General features: G+C 67.2%; 24 protein-coding genes. 12 read left to right on the forward strand and 12 right to left on the reverse strand.

Going from position 1 to position 20,723, the window contains the following annotated elements; translation table 11 throughout:
* The first annotated feature begins 74 nt into the window (after positions 1-74).
* Entirely contained in the window at positions 75-668 is a 594-nt protein-coding gene (locus tag AC50X6_RS05610) for a hypothetical protein (RefSeq protein WP_494965269.1), read from the forward strand.
* Between the two features lie 85 nt (positions 669-753).
* Positions 754-1,122: a hypothetical protein gene (locus tag AC50X6_RS05615; protein WP_494965270.1), complete on the forward strand. Its 369-nt coding sequence runs from the start codon at positions 754-756 to the stop codon at positions 1,120-1,122.
* Between the two features lie 445 nt (positions 1,123-1,567).
* On the opposite strand, the gene AC50X6_RS05620 is transcribed toward AC50X6_RS05615, so the two are convergent.
* Positions 1,568-2,305, reverse strand: coding sequence for a hypothetical protein (locus AC50X6_RS05620; protein ID WP_494965271.1), 738 nt, complete (start codon positions 2,303-2,305; stop codon positions 1,568-1,570).
* 147 nt (positions 2,306-2,452) lie between these two features.
* A complete protein-coding gene (locus tag AC50X6_RS05625; RefSeq protein WP_494965272.1) occupies positions 2,453-2,995 on the reverse strand; it encodes a CGNR zinc finger domain-containing protein in 543 nt (180 codons plus the stop codon).
* 174 nt (positions 2,996-3,169) lie between these two features.
* Between AC50X6_RS05625 and AC50X6_RS05630 the strand changes: the two genes are divergently transcribed.
* Positions 3,170-4,135 carry an EamA family transporter gene (locus tag AC50X6_RS05630; protein WP_494965372.1) on the forward strand — a complete coding sequence of 322 codons (966 nt, stop codon included), beginning with the start codon at positions 3,170-3,172 and terminating at the stop codon, positions 4,133-4,135.
* An 855-nt stretch (positions 4,136-4,990) separates the two neighbouring features.
* On the opposite strand, the gene AC50X6_RS05635 is transcribed toward AC50X6_RS05630, so the two are convergent.
* From AC50X6_RS05635 to AC50X6_RS05665, 7 genes are all read right to left on the reverse strand, one after another.
* Positions 4,991-5,206, reverse strand: a complete 216-nt coding sequence (locus AC50X6_RS05635) for a hypothetical protein (protein WP_494965273.1) — start codon at positions 5,204-5,206, stop codon at positions 4,991-4,993.
* A 71-nt stretch (positions 5,207-5,277) separates the two neighbouring features.
* Complete coding sequence (locus AC50X6_RS05640; RefSeq protein ID WP_494965373.1) at positions 5,278-7,590, reverse strand: heavy metal translocating P-type ATPase; 2,313 nt, start codon at positions 7,588-7,590, stop codon at positions 5,278-5,280.
* Between the two features lie 123 nt (positions 7,591-7,713).
* Entirely contained in the window at positions 7,714-7,944 is a 231-nt protein-coding gene (locus AC50X6_RS05645) for a heavy-metal-associated domain-containing protein (protein WP_494965274.1), read from the reverse strand.
* A 67-nt stretch (positions 7,945-8,011) separates the two neighbouring features.
* The gene (locus AC50X6_RS05650; protein ID WP_494965275.1) at positions 8,012-8,356 is read right to left on the reverse strand and encodes a metal-sensitive transcriptional regulator; all 345 of its coding nucleotides are present in this window, start codon (positions 8,354-8,356) and stop codon (positions 8,012-8,014) included.
* Between the two features lie 273 nt (positions 8,357-8,629).
* Positions 8,630-9,142 carry a universal stress protein gene (locus AC50X6_RS05655; RefSeq protein WP_494965276.1) on the reverse strand — a complete coding sequence of 171 codons (513 nt, stop codon included), beginning with the start codon at positions 9,140-9,142 and terminating at the stop codon, positions 8,630-8,632.
* Between the two features lie 138 nt (positions 9,143-9,280).
* Positions 9,281-9,913, reverse strand: a complete 633-nt coding sequence (locus AC50X6_RS05660; protein ID WP_494965277.1) for a Type 1 glutamine amidotransferase-like domain-containing protein — start codon at positions 9,911-9,913, stop codon at positions 9,281-9,283.
* Positions 9,914-10,002: 89 nt separating this feature from the next.
* Positions 10,003-10,194 (reverse strand): YunG family protein, encoded by a 192-nt coding sequence (locus AC50X6_RS05665; protein ID WP_494965278.1) that lies wholly within the window; start codon positions 10,192-10,194, stop codon positions 10,003-10,005.
* Positions 10,195-10,265: 71 nt separating this feature from the next.
* Between AC50X6_RS05665 and AC50X6_RS05670 the strand changes: the two genes are divergently transcribed.
* The 4 genes from AC50X6_RS05670 to AC50X6_RS05685 all read left to right on the forward strand — a co-directional run bounded on the left by AC50X6_RS05670 (position 10,266) and on the right by AC50X6_RS05685 (position 12,331).
* Complete coding sequence (locus tag AC50X6_RS05670; RefSeq protein WP_494965279.1) at positions 10,266-10,574, forward strand: ArsR/SmtB family transcription factor; 309 nt, start codon at positions 10,266-10,268, stop codon at positions 10,572-10,574.
* A gap of 52 nt (positions 10,575-10,626) precedes the next feature.
* Complete coding sequence (locus AC50X6_RS05675) at positions 10,627-10,827, forward strand: hypothetical protein (protein ID WP_459319819.1); 201 nt, start codon at positions 10,627-10,629, stop codon at positions 10,825-10,827.
* A gap of 62 nt (positions 10,828-10,889) precedes the next feature.
* Positions 10,890-12,035, forward strand: coding sequence for a WD40/YVTN/BNR-like repeat-containing protein (locus tag AC50X6_RS05680; protein WP_494965280.1), 1,146 nt, complete (start codon positions 10,890-10,892; stop codon positions 12,033-12,035).
* An 8-nt stretch (positions 12,036-12,043) separates the two neighbouring features.
* Positions 12,044-12,331 carry a MoaD/ThiS family protein gene (locus AC50X6_RS05685; protein ID WP_494965281.1) on the forward strand — a complete coding sequence of 96 codons (288 nt, stop codon included), beginning with the start codon at positions 12,044-12,046 and terminating at the stop codon, positions 12,329-12,331.
* A 5-nt stretch (positions 12,332-12,336) separates the two neighbouring features.
* Here the strand turns inward: AC50X6_RS05685 and AC50X6_RS05690 are convergent, their stop codons facing one another.
* Positions 12,337-12,573 carry a hypothetical protein gene (locus AC50X6_RS05690; protein WP_494965282.1) on the reverse strand — a complete coding sequence of 79 codons (237 nt, stop codon included), beginning with the start codon at positions 12,571-12,573 and terminating at the stop codon, positions 12,337-12,339.
* A gap of 198 nt (positions 12,574-12,771) precedes the next feature.
* Here AC50X6_RS05690 and AC50X6_RS05695 point away from each other — a divergent pair, with 198 nt between their 5' ends.
* On the forward strand, positions 12,772-13,848 hold the full coding sequence (locus AC50X6_RS05695; RefSeq protein ID WP_494965283.1) for an ATP-dependent DNA ligase: 1,077 nt from the start codon (positions 12,772-12,774) through the stop codon (positions 13,846-13,848).
* 106 nt (positions 13,849-13,954) lie between these two features.
* Here AC50X6_RS05695 and AC50X6_RS05700 read toward each other — a convergent pair whose 3' ends face one another.
* On the reverse strand, positions 13,955-14,194 hold the full coding sequence (locus tag AC50X6_RS05700) for a hypothetical protein (RefSeq protein WP_494965284.1): 240 nt from the start codon (positions 14,192-14,194) through the stop codon (positions 13,955-13,957).
* Positions 14,195-14,432: 238 nt separating this feature from the next.
* On the opposite strand from AC50X6_RS05700, the gene AC50X6_RS05705 reads away from it, so the two are divergent.
* The 4 genes from AC50X6_RS05705 to AC50X6_RS05720 all read left to right on the forward strand — a co-directional run bounded on the left by AC50X6_RS05705 (position 14,433) and on the right by AC50X6_RS05720 (position 18,824).
* Positions 14,433-15,416 carry a diacylglycerol/lipid kinase family protein gene (locus AC50X6_RS05705; RefSeq protein WP_494965285.1) on the forward strand — a complete coding sequence of 328 codons (984 nt, stop codon included), beginning with the start codon at positions 14,433-14,435 and terminating at the stop codon, positions 15,414-15,416.
* A gap of 114 nt (positions 15,417-15,530) precedes the next feature.
* Positions 15,531-16,490, forward strand: coding sequence for an ABC transporter ATP-binding protein (locus tag AC50X6_RS05710; protein WP_494965286.1), 960 nt, complete (start codon positions 15,531-15,533; stop codon positions 16,488-16,490).
* A 19-nt stretch (positions 16,491-16,509) separates the two neighbouring features.
* Entirely contained in the window at positions 16,510-17,664 is a 1,155-nt protein-coding gene (locus AC50X6_RS05715; RefSeq protein WP_494965287.1) for an ABC transporter permease, read from the forward strand.
* Complete coding sequence (locus AC50X6_RS05720) at positions 17,661-18,824, forward strand: ABC transporter permease (protein ID WP_494965288.1); 1,164 nt, start codon at positions 17,661-17,663, stop codon at positions 18,822-18,824. The genes AC50X6_RS05715 and AC50X6_RS05720 overlap by 4 nt, the downstream gene beginning before the upstream one ends.
* An 88-nt stretch (positions 18,825-18,912) precedes the next feature.
* Here AC50X6_RS05720 and AC50X6_RS05725 read toward each other — a convergent pair whose 3' ends face one another.
* Positions 18,913-20,685 carry an ABC transporter permease gene (locus AC50X6_RS05725; RefSeq protein ID WP_494965289.1) on the reverse strand — a complete coding sequence of 591 codons (1,773 nt, stop codon included), beginning with the start codon at positions 20,683-20,685 and terminating at the stop codon, positions 18,913-18,915.
* Positions 20,686-20,723: the final 38 nt, after the last annotated feature.

The following is a 20,723-nucleotide window of genomic DNA, read 5'->3' on the forward strand; positions in this document are numbered from 1 at the left end:
GGCCCGTCTGGCCCGTCCGGCCCGCGGTTCAGTTCCCGGTGCGCAGCGGACCGGCTTCGCACTAAACTGGACGGGTGACTCTCCCCGCATCCCCTGACGCCTCCATCGCCACGCCCGCCGCGGCGGACCTCTGGAAGCCGGTGCTGGTCCGGGCTGCCATTGCGCTCGGCTTCGGCGCGCTGACCGTGTTCTGGGCGTCGCCCTCGACGGCAGGCATGGGCTGGGCCGGCGGTCTCTATCTGCTGGCCACCGGACTGGTGCTGATCTGGACTATCAGGAAGGCCGGTTTCGCCGGCACCTCCCGCGCCGGCAAGGTCCTCTCGGCCGCGGGTGCTGTGCTGATCGGGACCGGCGCGGCTGTCGCGCTGATCCCTTCCAATCTCGTCTTCGGCATCATTGCGGCGCTGGGTCTTGGCCTGGCCGCTGTCGCGGAACTGTCCCTCGGTGTTAGACTCCGCGGCCGGTCCGTGCTGGCGCGCGACTGGATCGCCGCCGGTGTGATCGGCGTCGGCACAGCGGTCTTGCTGCCGTTCTTTGTCGACCTCGGCCCGCACGCCCTGCTCGGCGTCGCCGGCGGCGGTGCCATCATCAGCGGCGTGCTGTGGACGCTGGCGGGGCTGTCGTTGCGGCACGATGAGCGGGGCGATTCCTCGGAGGCCGTAAACTAGTACCGACAGGTTCTACCTTGCGTAGAACGATTGCGGCATCACAACTGCCACGCCTTCCGGGCGTCGGCTGCAGGAGGAAAGCACCGTGGGACAGCAGAAATCCGGAGAACCGCGCAGCCTGCGCACCTCGGTCAAGGGACCACTCATGTTCTCCGCGTTCTGGGCTGTCGTGGCTTTCGTTGCCACCCTTATTTTCGCCTCCGGCGGCAGCGCCAAAACCCCCCGTTTTGACCTGGCCCTCACCGCGGCGGGTATCGCCTTCATCGTGATTCTGGTGGTACTGGCCATGCTGTCGATGGGCCACAAGCCCAACGCCGAACACCTGGGCAAGGGATCCGGCGTGAACCTGAGCTCCCGGAGCGGCGGCCACGGCGGCAGCCCGGCACAGCCCGGATCAGGCGCCGGCCCGGCCGACACCAACAGCGGCGGGACGCCCCGCGACGACATCCGCTAGGGGTCATTTTCTTTAGCTCGTCGGGGTCTGGGCGCGGTGGCCGGGCTCTGGGACATGCCCCGCGCCGGGGGCAGCGGATGGACATAGTGTCATTTTGCCCAGTCCCGGGTGCGAAGAATGGGCATGTCCCGCGCGGACTGGACAGCGGCCCAAGGGACATGCTCCGCGCCGGGGGCAGCGGGCGGACATAGTGTCATTTTGCCCAGTCCGGGGTGCGAAGAATGGGCATGTCCCGCTGGAGCGACAAGGTCCGGGCTGCGTCTGACCCCCGACGAACTAAAGAAAATGCCCGGATCAGGCGGCGGCCCGGCCGACACCAACAGCGGCGGGACGCCCCGCAACGAAATCCGGGCTAGCTTTGCGGATGCCGTCGCCCCCTTCCTCCCAGTGGCACTCCGACCCCGGCCGCCCCCGGGCGGCCGGGGTTGTCAGCGGGATCGGGTTCCTACTTGGACCAGGAAATCGGGTTCTTCAGGTAGGGGTTGTCGCCGTACTTGGCGTAGTTGAACCGGGAGTCTTCATATTCGACGCTTTTCACTTCGTCGCCGGTGGGCGCCAGGAACACCTGGCAGGACACCATGCTGCTGCCCGCCACCAGGCTCAGCGAATCACCGGTGCCCGTCGTTGCGAAGCGTGTGCTCTTGCACTGGTCGAAGGCGCCGAAGACAATGAGCGACTGGGCGTCGGAACCGTCCTTGAGCTGGGCAGTGACTTTAGGCTCGCTGATGCTGACGGCAGCCTTGCTGATGCTGTCCATCCGGTGCGTAACCGAGACGTAATACGGGGTTTGGCCGGCGTACTTGGCCGCGTCCTTGAACTTGGCCAAATCGGCCTCGGTGCCGGCCACCACGCTGGTCAGGGCGGAGGTGAAAACGGCTTCCACATACTTCGGGTCGGCCGCGTCCTTGCCCGTGTTGCTGTGGGTAACGGCGGTTTCGCCGCCCTTGAGTTTCGTTCCCGGAGCGGTGAGCTTGCCGTCTGCCGCCGCCGGAGCCGACGATGCCGTTGCGCTCGAGGCAGGGTTGGCACTTGAACTTGAGCTGGCCGAGGGCGAGGCCGGCTCCGGTGTACCGCTGGCAGCGGGTGAGGTGCCACCCCCGCCACAACCCATCAGTCCAACTGCCAAGATTCCGGTGATCCCCAGTGCTGCCGTGACTTTTTGAAGCTGTGGACGCTGTGCCATGTGAAGGTATATCCCTAGATCGGGTTTCGCCGGCCTGATGGCTTCGCGAATAATTCCAGTCTATGGGGAATTCCGGCCGCGGCGCCTCCGCGGCGCTCCGCAGTCCATGGATGTGACTCTCCCCAAAAAGGCGGCCCAAGAGGCAGCTCAGGAGGCGGCCTTGCGTGCGCGGTAGGCGGCAACATGCACGCGGTTTGCGCAGTTGCCGGTATCGCAATAGCGTTTCGAGTGGTTCCGGCTGAGATCCAGCACTACGGCGTCGCAGTCCTCCGCCGCGCACACCAGCATCCGGTCCATTTCCCTGCTGCGGATCACGTCGACGAGAGCCATGGCCGCCTCGGTGCTCATCCGGTCCGCCAGCGGCGCCTCCGGGGCGGTGGCGTGCAGATGCCAGTCCCATTCATCGTGTTGCACCAGTTGGGGGAGGGCTCTGGCCTCCCGCAGCAGCCGGTTCACGGTGTCGACGGCGGCGCCCTCGTCCGCAAGCCAGAGCTCGGCCAGTTCGCCCCGGAGGCGGTGCACGCTGGCCAGTTCGGCCGCGTCACGGGTCCTGGAGCCGGTAAAGCCTTCGGCGCTGAGGAAGTGGTCCAGGGCCGCCGTCGATTCGAGCTGTTCGAAGCCGTTGGCCGCGCTGTTGATGAGGTTGACCACGGAACGCAGGGCAACTTCCGTGTCAGGGGTAAAAACCATCTTGACTCCTTACATGGCCGCGGCGTAGTGTCATGACCATAACCCTACTTTACTCCTGACAGGAGGCACTCCGTGTCTGCCGCACGCCGTCCCGCCGAAGTACCGGCCACCAACCTTGCCGGAAACCGTGCCTCAACGTCCGGTGCCGGGACGCCCGGCGCGGCCTCGGGGTTCATGGCCTCGGGCCTCGGCGTTGCCCTGTTCTCTTCCGCTGTCTTCGGCCTGTCCGGTTCGTTCGCCAAGGCGCTGCTGGAAACGGGCTGGACCCCCGGTGCCGCGGTCACAGCCCGGCTGACGGGCGCGGCGTTGATCCTGGCCATCCCCGCCATTCCCGCTTTGCGCGGCCGCTGGCACCAGCTCAAGGACAACTGGCTCACCATCCTGCTCTTCGGCCTGGTGGGCGTCGCCGCCTGTCAGTTGTTCTACTTCAACGCCGTGTCCAGGCTCTCGGTCGGCGTCGCACTACTGTTGGAATACTTGGCCCCGGTCATCATCGTGCTGTGGCTCTGGGCCGCCAGCCGGAAACGCCCGCGGCCGCTGACCATCGCCGGAACCCTGCTGTCCCTGGGCGGCCTGGTCCTGGTCCTGGACCTCACCGGGGCGGTCAAAATCGACGTCATCGGTGTGCTGTGGGGCATGGCGGCGGCCGTCTGCCTGGCCATCTACTTCTTCATCACCGCCAGGGAAAACGACACCCTCCCGCCGATCGTCCTGGCCTCCGGCGGCCTTCTGACAGGTGCCGTTGTGATGTGGCTTGCCGCGGCAAGCGGTCTGCTGCCGATGGCGTTCAGCACCGCTGACACTCGCCTTGGCCTGTTTGTCACACCCTGGTGGGTGCCCCTGGGCGGACTGGTGGTACTGGCCACCGTGCTGGCCTACGTCTCCGGCATCATGGCCGCGCGTGCTCTCGGTTCAAAGGTGGCGTCCTTTGTCTCCCTCACCGAGGTCCTGTTTGCGGTCATCTGGGCCTGGCTGCTGCTCGGCGAACTGCCCGGCCCCGTCCAGCTCCTGGGTGGGCTGCTGATCGTCGGCGGGGTGGTGCTGGTGCGGGTGGACGAGCTGCGGACCCCCGGTCCGGGCGGTGCGGCCCTGCTGACGCCGGCGTTGGACCACGCGAACGACGTCGAACCCGTTCCGTAGCCGGCATAAAAGCGCTGGCCCGACGCGTGGTGCGTCCGGGCCAAGCGGCGAAAAGATGCTGTCCTGCTCGGGGCCGACTAGCGGTCATTTTCGTTAGTTCGTCGGGGGTCTTGGCCCGGGGGCCGGGAGGGCACAGCTCAGGGACGTTCCCCGCGCCGGGGTGCGCGGATGGGAACAGTCCCGTTGTGCCCGGTCCCGGGTGCGAAGAATGGACATGTCCTCCCGCGGCGCGAAAAGCGCCAGATTCCAAGCCGCCGGACCCGCCCAAAGCCGGACCGGACCAGCCCAACGCGACGGGCCGCGACGTTCCTGCCCAGTTACTTCGGCGCCCGGCACCACGAGCCCGCGGGAATCCGGGCCTTCCCTGGGCCGAAAGGAGGCGTGGCGGCAGGTAACCGGGAAGGAGCGCCGCAAACGGCCACCTGCGTCCGGCCAGGCCAACGAAAATACCCAACGGACGGGACGTGCCCGCCGGACTGGACTCCGTGCCAACGGACATGCCCCGCGCCCGGGCCGGCCGGTGGACATAGTCCCATTCTGCCCAGTCCCGGGGGCAGAGAATGGGCATGTCCCGCTGGACTGGACTCCGTGCCAACGGACATGCCCCGCGCCCGGGCCGGCCGGTGGACATAGTCCCATTCTGCCCAGTCCCGGGGGCAAAGAATGGGCATGTCCCCCCGGCGCTAAAGTGTCCTGGCGCTGCCTGAACCCGCGACGAACTAACGAAAATGCCGACTAGCGCGAGGCGCTCTCCTGCTCGGACGCGTTGCGGCTGGCCTGCTTGCCGGCCTCCTGCAGCGCCTGCGAGACCTTCGCCAGCGACGCGGTGTGCTGGCCGTTCCACTCGCTGCGGAACTAGTCCGCGTCCGGACCTTTCCAGTCGGTGCCCTCGAGCACCTTGGTCAGCAGCGACTTCTGCTTGTCGATCTCCGACGAACCCGTCTGCAGCTTCGTCCCAAGTGTCTTGAGTTGAGCAATGTCTGCGCCCCAAATAGCTATGCGATCTCCCCTTACCCGGATCCGATCATCCTCGGCATCCCCAGCGGCCCCCGGCTTCTCGGGAAGGTCCATTGCCCTGAACCTACCGCGCCCGGAAAAAACCTGTCGATGGGCACCGCTCCCCATATCCGCCGTCGGACCGGCTACTTGCCGAAGCTGCGCAGCCGGAGGGAGTTTGCCACCACCAGAACGGAACTGGCAGCCATCGCGGCACCGGCGATCATCGGGTTGAGCAGGCCCAGGGCCGCCACCGGGATCCCGACGGCGTTGTAGAAGAAGGCCCAGAAGAGGTTGGTCTTGATTGTGGCGAGCGTCCGGCGGGAGAGCTCGATGGCCTGGGCCACCTGCCCGAGGTCGTTGCCCATGACCGTGAGGTCGGCCGCTTCGATCGCGACGTCGGTTCCGGAGCCCATCGCGATGCCCAGATCCGCCTGCGCCAGCGCCGCGGCGTCGTTCACGCCGTCGCCGGCCATGGCCACGGTGGCGCCGGCGGCCTGCAGCTGACGTACGGCCTCGACCTTGCCCTCCGGCAGTACGCCGGCAAACACGTCCTCCGGAGCGATGCCGACGGCGGCGGCCACCTGGGCGGCCACCGCGGCGTTGTCCCCGGTCAACAGGATCGGCCGGAGCCCGAGCTTCCGGAGCCGGGCGATCGCCGCGGCCGAGCCGGGTTTGAGAGTGTCCCGCAGGCTGATGATGCCGGCCGGTTCCCCGTCCACGGCAAGCCAGATGGCGGTGGCGCCGGATTCCTCGGCGCGCCGGAGCATCTCCAGCCGGCCGGGAGCCAGGGCGATTCCGTTCTCCTGCAGCCAGCCGGTCCGGCCGGCGGTCACGAGCCGGCCCTCAACGGTGCCCCGGACCCCGCCGCCCGGTGCTGAGCGGAAGCCGGCGACGGCGGGAAGCTGGCCGGCGTCGTGCTGGCCGGATTCTGCCGAGAGCGCCGCCGCGGCGATGGCGCGGGCGATGGGATGCTCGGAAGCGGCCTCCACGGCACCGGCGAGGCGCAGGATCTCGGACTCACCGAAGGAACCGAACGCGTCGGTGCCGTCCACTGAGAGGTGCCCGGTGGTCACGGTGCCGGTCTTGTCCAGCAGTATGGTGTCCACCGTCCGGGTGTCCTCAAGGACCTGCGGGCCCTTGATAAGGATGCCGAGCTGGGCGCCCCGGCCGGTCCCGGTGAGGAGACCCACCGGGGTGGCGAGGCCCAGCGCGCAGGGGCACGCGATGACCAGGACAGCGACGGCGGCCGTGAACGCCGTGCGGAGCTCGGCATCGCTGATGACCGGGCCTGCCGCGAGCAGCCAGGCGCCGAAGGTGAGGGCGGCGATAACGAGAACCACCGGGACGAAGACGGCGCTGATGCGGTCCGCCAGGCGTGCGATCGGAGCCTTGCCGGTCTGCGCCTGGGAGACCAGCCGGCCCATCTGGGCCAGGGTGGTCTCGGAACCGACGCGGGTGGCGCGGACCAGAAGCCGGCCGGAGGTGTTGATGGTGGCGCCTGTGACGGGGCTGTCCGGGCCGACTTCCACCGGTACCGATTCGCCCGTCACGAGGGAGGCATCGACTGCGGAGGAACCCTCGACGACGACGCCGTCAGTGGCGATTTTCTCACCGGGGCGGACCACAACCACATCGCCCACCACCAGCTGCCCGGCCGGCACCTGGTATTCCTTGCCGTCGCGGAGCACAGTGGCGTCTTTAGCACCCAGGTCCAGCAGCGCCTTGAGGGCATCGCCCGCTTTCTGCTTGGCGTTGGCCTCCAGATAGCGTCCCAGCAGCAGGAATGTGGTGACGACGGCGGCGACCTCGAAGTAGAGCCCGCCGGAGCCCATGCCCTCCATCCCTTCCATTCCCCGCAGGTGGTCGGTCATCCGCGGGTCCTCGATGAGCTGCCAGGCCGAGAAGACGTACGCCGCGGTCACGCCGATGGAGACCAGCGTGTCCATGGTGGAGGCGAAGTGCCGTGCGTTCACGGCGGCAGCCCGGTGGAACGGCCACGCCGCCCAGCTGACCACCGGCAAGGCCAGGGCAGCTGCCACCCAGCCCCAGTTGGCGAACTGGAAGGCCGGGAACATCGAAATCAGGAAGATCGGGACCGTGAGAACCGCGGCCACGATCAGGCGCGGGCGGAGCTTGGCTGCCGCCGCGGACGCCGGGTGGTCACCAGTGTGGGGGGCGCTGCGCACCGCCGGTCCGCCATGCTCGGCATGCTCGCTCGTGCCTCGCTTAGACGCATGCTGCCGCATGCCGGCACCGGCGGCGCTCCCGGACAGCTCACCTCCGCGGATGGTGGCTTTGTAGCCGGCCGCGGCTACCGTGGCCGTGATTTGCTCGTCCGTGATGTCCCCGGGGACGGTAACGCTGGCCGATTCGAGCGGCAGGTTGACCGAGGCCTGGACGCCACCGAGCTTTCCGAGCTTGCGTTCGACCCGGCCGACGCAGGAGGCGCAGGTCATGCCCTCGATGTCGAGTTCGATCACGCGGCTTCCGGGCTGGTCCAGCAGTTGTTCGTTACTCAAGGTGTTTCCTGTCTGTTCCGGTGCTGTGCGCTGCCTGGCGACGGTCTGTGGAGACGGTGCTCAGGCTTCGTTGGCCACCACCATGTAGCCAGCTTCGGCAACGGCTTCGCCGATCTCCGAGGAGGACAGCGCCCCGGTGGAGGTGATGGTGACGGTGGAGATGCCGCCGGAGTTGAGGTCGACGTCGACCTTCTCGACGCCGGCGAGGGACTCGAGCTCTTCGCTGACGGAGGAGACGCAGTGGCCGCAGGTCATGCCGGATACGCTGACGGAAGTAGAAACGGTGTCCATGGCTTGCTCCTTGTTGGTGGGCTGCTGGTGGTTCCGCAGCCCGATCGTGTGGTGAGTGGTGTTGCCGCTACCGCAGCAGGCGCCCGATGGCATCGGTGGCCTCCTTGACCTTGAAGTCGATGGCTTCCGCACGGAGTGCGGGATCCGGCTCGGACGCTGCACCGACGACGCAGTGACCGATGTGTTCTTCCACCAGCCCCAGGCTAACGGCGTGCAGGGCCTTGGTGACGGCGGCGACCTGGGTGAGGATGTCGATGCAGTACTTGTCGTCGTCAACCATCCGGGCAATGCCCCGCACCTGCCCCTCAATCCGTTTGAGCCGCCGCAAGTACGCCTCTTTGTTGGCGGCGTAGCCGTGCTGCTGATGCTCCGCCTCTGCCGGCACCATAACAGGGATCTCAGACTTATTCATACCCTCAACATATACCCCCTAGGGGTATGACGCAAGTACCCGGAGGGGGTATCTGCGGCCGGTGGTTGAGGAAAGCGGTCCGGACATTAAAGAGCTCCGGAGTGCGTTATTGGGGGATACGCACTCCGGAGCAGCAGTTGGGCAGGCCTCCTGGCGGCCTACGATCTTCAGCTTACTAGCCGGTAGTGGAGTAAAGCCAGCACCCCGGATAAGTTCTTTCACTTTACTTTTCCGCCGAATTCTCCTGCCTGGGCCGCCGTTCCAGCGGTGCGGTCACGTGCCGCGGCGTGTCCGGTGATGGACCGCAGCCCGGACCGGCACGATCAGGATCGGGCGCTCCTGGTGGTGGCTGAGCCACGCGGCCACGGAGCCGTTGAGTGCGGCGCTAATCCGGTGTCCGAGGCCCGGTTCGGGAGTTCCCACGATGATCATCGCAGCCCCGGTGTCCGCGGCCAGTCTACCCAGTGCCCGGGCCGGATCGCCGGCGAGAATCCGCAGCGTCCAGTTGATCCCGGGGCCGCCGCAGGCCGTCCCGATGGCGGACCGCAGCTCCTGCGTCACCGCTTTGATTTCGGCGTTGTCTGTTTCCGGGTGCAGTGAAAGCCGGTGCGCGGACCGGGCCGGATCCCACTCCACAAGGTAGCTCGCCTCGTCCACGAACGCGCAGATCAGCGGGACGCCGAGATGGCCGGCAAGGGCTGCGGCAGTCTGCAGCACCTCGGGACTCTGTCCTGGAAGCACGCCGGCGACGAGGGGCGGCGTGCCGCTGAAACTATCTGCAGACATAGTCAATTGTTTCCCCGGCTCACCGGCTTGAACAGGGCCTTACTTCCCGGGGGGCCACGGCTTGTCCGGGCAGCCTTCCGGCCGGGTCGTTGTTGAGCCTTCGCGGGAACGGTCGAGGGCCAGCCCGGCGGGGATCGCTCAGTGAAGCACAACACTGTTGCCATTGACCACCAACGCCTGACCGTCGCGAAGGGCCCAATAGGGCTTGCGCTCCTGGGTGTAAGCGGCAGCCACCCGGGTTAGGGCCTCGCTCTCGGGGTGACCCGGAGATCCAAGGTGGGGCACGACGGATCGATCCAGGATGCTGAGGCCCTCAAATTCGACGGCCCCATACATGGACAAGGCATCCTCCGTTGAGTCACATTCTTCGAGGCCCAACAGGCTCGGGGCGAGGACGCACACCCCCGCACTGAAGCCGGCGTAGACCAGTTCATCCGCTCTGAGACGATCCTTAATGAGCGCGTCGGCCCCCGATCGCGCCAGAGCCGCCCGGAGCATGAAGACATTGCCGCCCCGAACCCGAAGAAAGTCAGGTTGGCCAAACTTCACAGAAAGGCTCTCGGCATCGTGCTCCCGAAGGTCGAGCTCACGCGCTGCGAGCCCAATGCCCTCGAGATTCACCATCTGACGTTCTGTCTCCAGCCGCCGCACCTCAGGATCGGCCCCGTCGACAGCGTTCATGATGACCCACCCGCGCCGACGCCCCCGGACCATGCCCGTGAACATTTCGGGATGGTCACCAAGCTGGTACGACGACAGATAGAGGCGCATGAAGTCATTGTCCCGGCTCTCGCGCACGAAAGTAGGAGCCCGCGTGCTTGTTAGAGGTTTCGTCAGCGGATGCTCTATCAGCGCAGCGTTCAGAGGTTCAGTGCAGACAACACCCTCGCATGCAGCAGTTGGTACTCGCTGACGTACTCTCGTGGCCCTCCTGATGGCCGGACGACGACGCGGGACTCCCCAATGATGCGGTGACTTCTGAATTGCTCTCTCGGGAGGTCGATTTCGAAACCGCCCGGGAATCGGTTCCAGTAATGGACTTCGTCGTCCACATTGCCGCGACAGCCTATCGAGGGCCCCCGCCCGGTCTGGTCGACTGTGAGTGTCAGCCCGGAATGGCGCTATGGCGCAGCTTGAAAGGGTGGTTTGCCGCTCCTGCCGAACTCGCCCGGGAACCCGGCTGTGCCTGTTATCCATCGTCAAGGGCTCCGACGGCGGTGAGTCCTGCGTCTGCGATCTCACCGAGCCGCTTGGCCTTGGCCAGCCCAGAGTCTCCCATCACCTGAGGATCCTCGTCGACGCAGGCCTGCTGAACCGCGAGAAGCGGGGCACCTGGGCCTACTACTCCCTCGTGCCCGGCGCACTGGAGCGGACCGCCGAGGTTCTGACCGGGCTGTTATGCCCCGGATCCGGCCTGGGCGACGGCTCTTGAACCCACGCCTGACCCGGCCTAACGTTGGAGAACTAGGGAAAGGGTGACCGCGGTGGAAATCTTCATGTGGTGGCTGGATCTGGATCTGGCAAGCAAGGAGTGGCTGCGGGAGAACCTGCGCGCCGCGGAACTTCCGCTGCCGGTTCTGCAGGGCATTGCGGAGGCCGGCGGCCCCCACCCGGACAATGTGGCCGGGGTCTTGACTGACGCCGACTGGGACTTCATCGAGACGCAGTCCGAATTCGTGGACTGACCGCGCCCGGCAGACAAACAGGAAGCAAGAAAGCATTGCGGCCTTCGGGCCGGGGTGGTTGCATGGGGGCCATGGCTACTGCAGAGAGTTACGTCCTGGCGATCGGAACCAAGAAAGGGCTCTGGCTGGCAACCAGCCCGGACCGCAAAGACTGGTCCCTTTCCGGCCCGCATTTCCTGATGAGCGAAATCCCCAGCATCGGCATCGACACCCGCGACGGCCGGACCCGGATCCTTGTTGGCGTCCGGTCCGAGCACTGGGGCCCGACGGTCTTCCACTCCGATGACCTGGGAAAAACGTGGAACGAGCCCGAGCACGGCGCCATCCGTTTCCCCGAGGGCACCGATGCCGCCTTGGAGCGCGTCTGGCAGATCCATCCCGATACCGAATCCCGCCCGGGCGTGGTCTGGGCCGGCTGCGAGCCGATCTCAGTCTGGAAGTCGACCGACGGCGGCGAACACTTCGAACTCAATCGCGGGCTCTGGGACCACCCGCACCGCACCGAGTGGGGTGCCGGCTACGGCGGCGCCGCGGCGCACTCGATCGTCGTCGATCCCTCGGGCGAGAGAGTGCACGTGGCCATGAGTACCGGCGGGGTCTACCGCTCGCTCGACGGCGGCACGTCCTGGGAGCCCCGCAACAACGGGATCTCCGCATACTTCATGCCCGATCCGAATCCGGAATTCGGCCAGTGCGTCCACAAAATCGCGGCCGACGCCGCCGTCGCCGGCCGTCTCTATGCGCAGAACCACCACGGCGTCTATCGCAGCGATGACGATGCCGAGCACTGGGATTCGATCGCCGAGGGGCTGCCCGCGGACTTCGGCTTTGTGATGCTCACGCACCTGCGCCGGGCGGGTACTGCCTGGGTGATCCCGCTCAAAGCCGACGGCGAGCGTATCCCGCCGGACGGCAAACTGGCGGTCCATCGGACCGATGACGCCGGCAGGACGTGGAAGCGGCTGGACGACGGACTGCCGGACTCCGAGTTCAACTCCGTGCTCCGCGACGCCGCGTGTGTTGATGCCGCGGAGCCGGCCGGCGTGTACTTCGGAACGCGCGGCGGATGCGTCTACGCAAGTGCCGATGAAGGCGAACACTTCGCCGAGATCGCTGCGCACCTGCCCGACGTTTTGTGTGTCCGTGCCGCGGCCGTGCGGTCTGCGCGGGTGCCGGACGCCGTGACCGCCACCGCCATGAACGCCTGAGCGCTTTTATGACTGATATCTCTGTGTTGCTGCCCAGCGTGCTTCAGCCGCTCGCCGGCGGGCAATCCATCCTGACTTCGCCCGCCGACGGGGCGGTGACCGTGGAGAGAGTGCTGGACTCGGTGACCGGGGACCACCCGGCACTGTCGAGGCGGCTGCGGGACGAGACCGGGGCGGTCCGACGCTACGTGAACATATACGTCAACGGGAATGAAATCCGCCGGCTCCAGGGCCTCGCCACCAAAGTGGTGCCGGGCCAGGAGATCCTGATCCTTCAGTCGGTCGCAGGAGGCTGACGGCCTCAGGCGACGCGCCAGAGGGTGCACTCGTCCGTGTCGATAGCCTTGCGCAGTCCGGATTGCCGGTCCATGATCCACACGACGCCGATGCCGGGTGCGGTTTCCCGAACGATGCCGCGGTGGATCACGACGTTGTCGTAGTCGCGGCCCACCTTCAGGCGGGCTTCGATCTCGTCGCCGCGGTGCAGTTGGCCCAGGGCGCGGATACGGGTCACATGGGCTTTGGCGTCTTTCACCATGACGGGGCCTCCTGGACTGGAGCTGGTGCCTGCTCTTGCCGGCACCTCCAGTGTCCTGCGTCAATGTTGCGGCGGCGTTTCGGCGCGGTAAGCGGCGGGTAAGGTTTGCGTGCCGGCACGATGCGGTGGACCGGGACTCAAGGAGAGCCCTACGGGTGGGCTCTGGCGGGCAGCGGCCTGCGGGACCAGAATGGGCCTATGCGACTGCCGCTGATGCCCCCGATCGCGCCGATGCTGGCGAAGGCCGTGAGTTCCCTGCCCGAGGGAGCCATGCTGTTCGAGCCGAAGTGGGACGGCTTCCGGTCCATCATCTTCCGCGACGGCGAGGACGTGGAGATCGGCAGCCGCAACGGCAAACCCCTTACCCGTTACTTCCCGGAACTCGTCGAGGCCCTGAAGCTAAACCTCCCGCCGCGCTGTGTGCTCGACGGCGAGATCATCCTGCTCGGAGCCGCGGGGGACCGGCTCGACTTCGACGGGCTTCAGCAGCGGATCCATCCCGCCGCGAGCAGGGTCCGCCTGCTGGCCGAACAGACTCCGGCGAGCTTTGTCGCATTCGATTTGCTGGCCCTCGACGACGAGGACCTCACCGCGCGTGCCTTCGCCGAGCGGCGGGCCGCGCTGGAGCAGGTCCTCGCCGGCAGTGCCGCGCCGATCCATCTGACGGCAGCGACCGAGGACCGGGAGACTGCCGGGAAGTGGTTTCGCCAGTTTGAAGGGGCAGGCCTTGACGGGATCGTCGCCAAAGCGCTGGACGGGCCGTACCAGCCGGACAAGCGCGCGATGTTCAAGATCAAGCATGAACGCACCGCGGACTGCGTTCTCGCCGGATACCGAGTGCACACGAGCGGGCCGGACCGGATCGGATCGCTGCTCCTGGGACTCTACGACGACGGCGGCGTACTCGCCCACGCGGGGGTCGCGGGCGCCTTTCCGCTGCAGCGGCGGAAAGAACTCTTCGAGGAACTCCAGCCGCTCGTGACCGGCTTCGAGGGGCACCCCTGGGCCTGGGCCCGGCAGGAGGAGGGGGCCCGGACGCCGCGCAATGCCGAGGGCAGCCGGTGGAGCGGGGGCAAGGACCTCTCCTTCACCCCGCTCCGGCCGGAACGCGTCGTCGAAGTGAAATACGACCACATGGAAGGCGAGCGGTTCCGCCACACCACGCAGTTCGTGCGGTGGCGGCCGGACCGGGATCCGCGCTCCTGCACCTACGGACAGCTCGAGGAACCGGTCAGCTACGATCTGGCCGCAGTGCTGGGGACCGGCAGGGACTGACCCGATGGTGCGCCCGGTCCGTTCGGCGCGTCAGGCGGCAGTGGCCACCGCAGGACTCGTCTCAGCCGATCCCGTCTTCGCTGATCTCTCCGGAGGTCGCTGGCAGTCAGCTGTCGCTGTCCGGAACCGGGGCCGTCGACACGGTGATAGTGACCCCGGTGGAGTCGTCACGGATCTTGAGATGCAGATCCCTGCCCACCAGCGTGGCGTGGATGTCCTCGCTGTCCTCAGGGGCGAGCTGCTCAGCCAGCCGGGTGACCGCCAGTGACATCGCCCTGCCCCAGTCATGGGGATCCATGCTGGACGCCTCCGCCTCGGCCGAGTAGTTCTCCTGTGGTTCGGTCATGTGCCCCCTCTTCCCGCGCCTGGAGCGCGCCTGCCGGGGAAATCCCAACAGGTTCCGGCCGGCTATCAATCACCGGGCGCCATGCTCCAGAACATAAGCATGGCCAGTTTACTGACCGGGCGGCTCAACGTCCATGATCGGGGGCCCGGCTGCGGAAGTTCGCTGTGGAGGTTACGCCGCGAGTCCGGCTAGGATTTCAGTCTGGGCCACTTCCCGCCCCCTTGCCCCGAAGGACGCCATGTCAGAGAACACTCCTGCACCTGATAGCCAAACCGCGCCAGCAAGAACAACGGCGCCTGACAGCACAACACAGGCGCGGCGCGCCGCCGTGATCATCAACCCGATGAAATCCTCGGGGGAAGACTTCAAGGCAGCCTTCCACCGCCTGTGCGAGGACGAAGGCTGGGCCGAGCCGCTCTGGCTGGAGACCACCGCAGAGGACACCGGCCTCGGCCAGGCGCGCCAGGCCCTGGAGGCGGGAGCCGAGGTCGTCATTGCCGCCGGCGGCGACGGCACGGTCCGCTGCGTGGCCGAGGTCCTCGCGGGCACCGGCACCCCGATGGGCCTCGTGCCGCTGGGGACCGGCAACCTGCTGGCGCGCAACCTCGGGATCGACATCACGGATCCGATGGCGGCCAGCCGCGACGTCCTCAACGGCACGGACGCCACCGTGGACGTGGTGAAGGCTGTCCTGGACCATTCTGGGGACGAACAGCTCTTCCTGGTGATGGCCGGGCTCGGCTATGACGCGGCCATTATGGCGAACACTGTGGATGAGCTCAAGGACCGGGTGGGCTGGCTCGCGTACGTTGAGGCCGGCATCCGGCACCTGCCGGGGAAACCCGTGAGGGCGAAAATCAGCATCGACGGGCAGCCTGAGGTACGCCGCCGGATCCGCAGTGTCATGGTGGGCAATTGCGGCAAGATCATGGGCGGCGTGGAAATTTTCCCCGGCGCAAAGGTCGACGACGGCATCCTCGACGTCGTGATCCTGGCCCCCGCCGGGAGATTCGGCTGGCTGAAGGTGATTGCCGGCGTGTTCGGCCGGAAGAACAACAAAAACAAGTCCGTGGAATACCTCACCGGTAAATCCGCAGAAATCACCCTCGACCACAAGCAGGAATTCCAGCTCGACGGCGACCACCTGGGCAAGGCCCAACACCTGAAAGTCACCGTGGAGCACAACGCCCTGACCCTCCGGATGACCGCCCCGAGCGTGTAGAGCCCGGTCACGCCCGGGTCCAACGGCACTGTCCCGCCGGCGGTCCAGCCGGAAAGCTAGTCTGGACACGTCGGCGCAGAGCATCGGCGTACAGCGATGCATGGGGGAGCGCCGATGGAAGTGGTACAGACACGAATCAAGGACGTCCTGGCCGTTGCAGGGCTCGTCAAGCGCTACGGCGACCTGACCGCGGTCGACGGCGTCTCGTTCCATATCCGCGGCGGCGAAACCTTCGGGCTGCTGGGCCCCAACGGCGCCGGAAAAACCACCATCATCTCCATGGTGGCGGGCCTGATCCCCGCCAGCTCCGGCACGGTGAGCGTCGCGGGCCGGGACATGACCCCGACCGAAACCGCGGCCAAGCGGAACATCGGTCTCGTCCCCCAGGACCTGGCCATCTACCCGGACCTGACCGCGCGGGAGAACCTGTTGTTCTTTGGGCGGCTGCAGGGACTGACGGGCAAGGAACTCACCCGGCGCTGCAACGAGGTGCTTGAACTGATCGGCCTGAGCGACAGGGCAGGGGACCTGACCAAAAAATACTCGGGCGGCATGAAGCGCCGGTTGAACATCGGCATCGGCCTGCTCCACCGGCCCGCCCTCCTGATCCTGGACGAACCGACAGTGGGGGTAGATCCGCAGTCCCGCAACGCCATCCTGGAATCCGTGGAAAAACTCTCCGTGGAAGGCATGGCGGTCCTGTACACCACCCACTACATGGAGGAAGCGGAGCGGCTGTGCGACCGGATCGCAATCATTGATGAGGGCCGGATCAAGGCCGAAGGCACCCGGGAGCAGCTGATCCGGCTCACCGGCGGCGTGGACCGGATCAAGCTTCACGGCGGCGGCAATACCGCACGCGCGGCCGATGCCCTCCGCGGGCTGCCTGCCGTGCAGCATGTAGACAGCGACGGCGCCGGCCTGGAGCTCACGGTCAGCGACGGGCCCACCGCCCTCGCCGGCATCGTGACGGGAGCCGGGGACGCCGGAATGTCCGTGACCTCCGTGGAAATCGTCCGGCCCGACCTTGAATCGGTCTTCCTGCACCTGACCGGCAAGGCGCTGAGGGACTGAGATGCGCGGGCTGTGGACCATGGTGGCAAGTGATGTGCGCCAGCGCATCCGGGACAAATCCGTCATCATCTTCTCCCTCGTCGTCCCGCTCGCCCTGATGGGCGTGCTGAGCCTCCTCTTCGGCGGACTCGGCGATGACACAGCGGGCCTTCAGCCGGCCACCGTCGTCGCCAGCGCGGACGACGCCGACCAGCTGGGGGCCGCGCTGCTAGGCGCCGTCGATTCGCTCGAGACCATGGACGTCACGGTCAAAAGGGTGCCCGCCACCGAGGTCCGCAGCGAGACCCAGTCCAGCGGGGCTGACCTCGGCATCATCGTCCCAGACGGCTTCAGCGCCGCCGTGCTGTCCGGGCAGCCGGCGGCCGTAAGGCTCGTCGAAGGCAACGGCGCCAGTCTGGAGACGAGCGTGCTCATTTCCGTGGTCCAGGGCGTAGTGGACCAGTTCGCTGCCGGAACAGTCACGGCATCCGCCGCCGGCATCTCAGGGCTTCCGCCGCAGGAGCTCGCGGCCCTGGCCCAACGGGCGGCGGCCGGCGCGCCGCTGATCACGCTGGCCGAAGGGCAGGCGGCCGCCGGGCAGCTCTCGCTCCGCGGCACCCTGGTGGCCGGCCAGGCCGGGCTGTTCCTGATGTTCACGGTCGGGTTCGGCGTACTGGGGCTGCTGGCGGAGCGCGAACAGGGGACCCTGGCCCGCCTGCGGTCGATGCCGATCAGCGCCGGTACCGTGGTCACGGCCAAGGCCTGCACCGGCTTCGTCCTCGGCGTCGTGGCCACCACGGTGCTGCTCACCGCCGGTTCCGTGCTTTTCGGCGTCTCCTTCGGCTCCCCGCTGGTGGTGGCCGCCCTGATTCTCAGCGTCGTAGCGGCAGCGACCAGCCTGACGTTCATCGTCGCGCGCCTGGTCCGGACGGCGGAGCAGGCCAACGTGGCCCAATCCATCCTGGCGATGGTGCTCGGCATCGCCGGCGGCGCGTTCTTCCCGGTCCAGGGCACCGGCTTCGCCGCGACGCTCCTTGACCTGAACCCCATCGGGGCGTTCATCCGCGGCCTCGGCATCTCGGCCGGCGGCGGCAACCTCGCCGACGTCGTGGCGCCGATAGGAGTGATGCTGGTTTTCGCGGTGGCCGGGACCCTCCTCTCCCGCGTCCTGCCGGACCGGGGAGCGCAGGCATGAGCGCCATCCTGGCGATCGCCGGCGTCGAACTGCGACGGTTCCTGCGCGACAAATCCAACATCTTTTTTGTGTTCATCTTTCCTCTTGTCCTGATCCTGCTGCTTGGCTCGCAGTTCGGCGCCGGCAGCGGCCAGGCCCGCGTGGGCATCTCCGGCCCGGGCGGCGCGCTCCCGCACGCCCTGGCCGCCAAGCTGGCTGCCTCCGGCACCGAGGTCATCTTCGCCGATGCGGACACCGTCCGGGCGGAGCTCAGCCGCGGACGCACCGACGTGGGGCTGTTCATCGACGGCGCCGCTGCGGCGGACTTCGACGCCGGCCGGCCGGCCGGGCTCGCCGTCGTGATGGCCTCCCAGCCGTCCGCGCAGGCCGTCATGCAGGAGGTACGCACCGCCGTGCAGGCCGTGAGCATGGAACAGGGCCAGCTCGCGGCCCTGACCGGCGCCGGAATCCCGGCCGGCCAGGCGAAGGACGCCCTGGACCGTGCCAGGCAGCTGGCCGTGGTGCCGACGGTGGAGATCACGGACACCAACGAGATTTCGCAGGAGTTCCGGGGCCTGGGCCGGTTCGATCTGGGCGCCTCGCAGCAGCTGCTGCTGTTTGTGTTCCTCAGCTCGCTCACCGGCGCGGCAACGCTGATCCAGGCCCGGCGGTTCGGTGTGGTGGGCCGGGTCATGGCCGCACCCGTTTCCAGCGGGCAGACCGTGGCGGGGCAGGCGCTGGGACGGTTCGCCATTGCCCTGGTCCAGGGCGCCTACATCATGATCGGCACAGCAGTGCTCTTCGGCGTTGCGTGGGGCAACCTCTGGCTGTCCGCCCTCGTCCTGACGCTCTTCTGCGCCGTCTCGGCCGCCGCCGCGATGGTGGTCGGCTCGGTGATGGACAACGACGCCGCCGCCGCCGGAATCGGGGTCGGCGGCGGTCTGGTGCTGGGCGGGCTGGGCGGCTCCATGGTCCCGCCCGAGTTCTTCCCGGCGGCGCTCCGCTCCGTCTCCTACGCCACCCCGCACCGCTGGGCCTATGACGCCCTCGCCGACATCCAGCGCCACGAAGGGACCCTGGCTGACATCCTTCCCCAGTTGGGGGTGCTGGCCCTGATGGCGGCGTTCCTGCTCCTGGTAGGCGCCCGGCTGCTGCGCCGCAGCCTCACCCGGGCCCTGTAGCGCCGGGTCCTGTAACTCCGGGCGCGGGCCGTCGGCGGACGGCGATGACCACGCCCGCACCGGAGGAGGCCAATGAACTCGTCCGCCGTCAGGGGATGGGGACGTGTTCGTCCAATGCGGCTTCCACCCGTGCCGGCGTCGTGCCGTCCTTGCCGGCCGCTCCGGTCCTGGGCGACTTGGCCGGCTTCCGGCCCGCCCTGCCGTAGACCAGATACATCGTCACTCCGGTGATGACCATCAGCAGCACCGTATACACGAACGTGTTTGAAACCCCGTCCACGCCGTCGGCGCCGTCCGTGTTCGCCTTGATGACCAGGCCCAGAGGCTGGAACAGCGGGTGGGCGAGGAATACCGCGGTGTCGTAGTCGTCCAGCATGCTGTTGAAGTTGAGCGCCGTGATGGCCGTGGCCGCCGGCAGTACGATCGGCAGCAGGATCCGGCGGAACACGTACAGGGTCCCGGCGCCCATGAGGCTGGCGGCTTCTTCGAGCGAGGTGTTGACCGATGCGAAGGAGGCCTTGAGCATCCGCAGGGTGAAAGGGATCTTCACGGTCACGAACGCGATGAGCAGGATGACCGTGGTACCGGTCAGCACTGCGCCGCCGACCAGCGGATTCGGATGGTCGTAGCTGAGAATCAGGCCCAGGGCGAGCAATGCCGAGGGAAGGATCCACGGGATGTGGAGCAGGTACTCGAAGACGCTGGTGACCCAGTTGCGGTACTTCTGCAGGAGCCGGGCCACAAACAGCAGGCCGCCGACGGCGATTACGGCGGCCAGCCCGCTGTAGACGATGCTGATGATAAAAGGGCGCAGGCCCGATGGCTGGGTAAGCACCCGGATGTAGTTCTCTAAGGTGAGGCTGCCGGGGGACAGCTGTCCGGTCTGGATCGCGGCGCCGTCGGCAAACGAGTAGAGCGCGATCAGGACCACGGGGAGTGTGTAAACAGCGAACAGCAGGTACGCGACGGCGTGGACCGCCACGTTCGCCACGGGGTTCTGGATCTGCTGCTTCTGGAGCCCGGAGGAGACCTTCGACACCGAGAAGTAGGTTCCCCCCTTTTCCAGCCGCGTCATGAACGCCAGCATCAGCATGGTGGCCACGCCGAGGATCACGGCCAACAGCGCGGCGAGGTCCCTCGACGTCGGGCTGTTGGCGAAGGTGAGGATCATCGGCGTGATGGTTTGGAAGTCCCGCCCGCCGAGGACCTGCGGCGCGGACAGCGCGCCCAGGCCGGTCAGGAAGGACAGGACGGTCACGGCAAAGAGGGTGGGTTTGAGTACCGGCAGGACGATCCGCCGCAGGATGGTCCAGGTGGAGGCCCCCATGTTTCTGGCCGCTTCGATGGTCTGGTAGTCCACGCCTTTGAGGGCATTGGTGACGAACAGCATGTGGTTGGTGGTCGTGGCGAACGTCATCACGGCCAGAACGGCAAGGAAACCGGAGAACCAGCCGGGCTCCATGCCGGGAAACATCCCCAGCAGGAAGCCGGTGACAATCCCCTTGTCCCCGTAAATGAACTTGTACCCGGCCGCCAGCACAATACCGCCATAGATGAAGGTCGTGGCGTAGCCGAGGAACAGTATCCTGGAGCCGCGGATCTTGAAGTACTGGGTGACCAACACAATGAAGACGCCCACCACGTTGACGGTGATGGACAGCGCGATGGCCAGCAGGAAGCTGTTCCCCAGTGATTTCATCGCCCGCTGGGAGGAGAAGAGCTTTTCGGCCGCGCGCCCGGAGAAGCTCCCGTCCGGAAAGAACGTCTGGATCAGCACGTTCGCATTGGGCCAGACCAGAAAAGCGGCGATGAACCAGGTCAGCACCACCCCGGCGACCAGCACGGCTGGCGAGCGGAGCATGCTCCGCGTGCTTGCCCCATTTGCGCTGCCTCCGTTAC

This window comes from Pseudarthrobacter sp. HLT1-7, assembly GCF_059383435.1.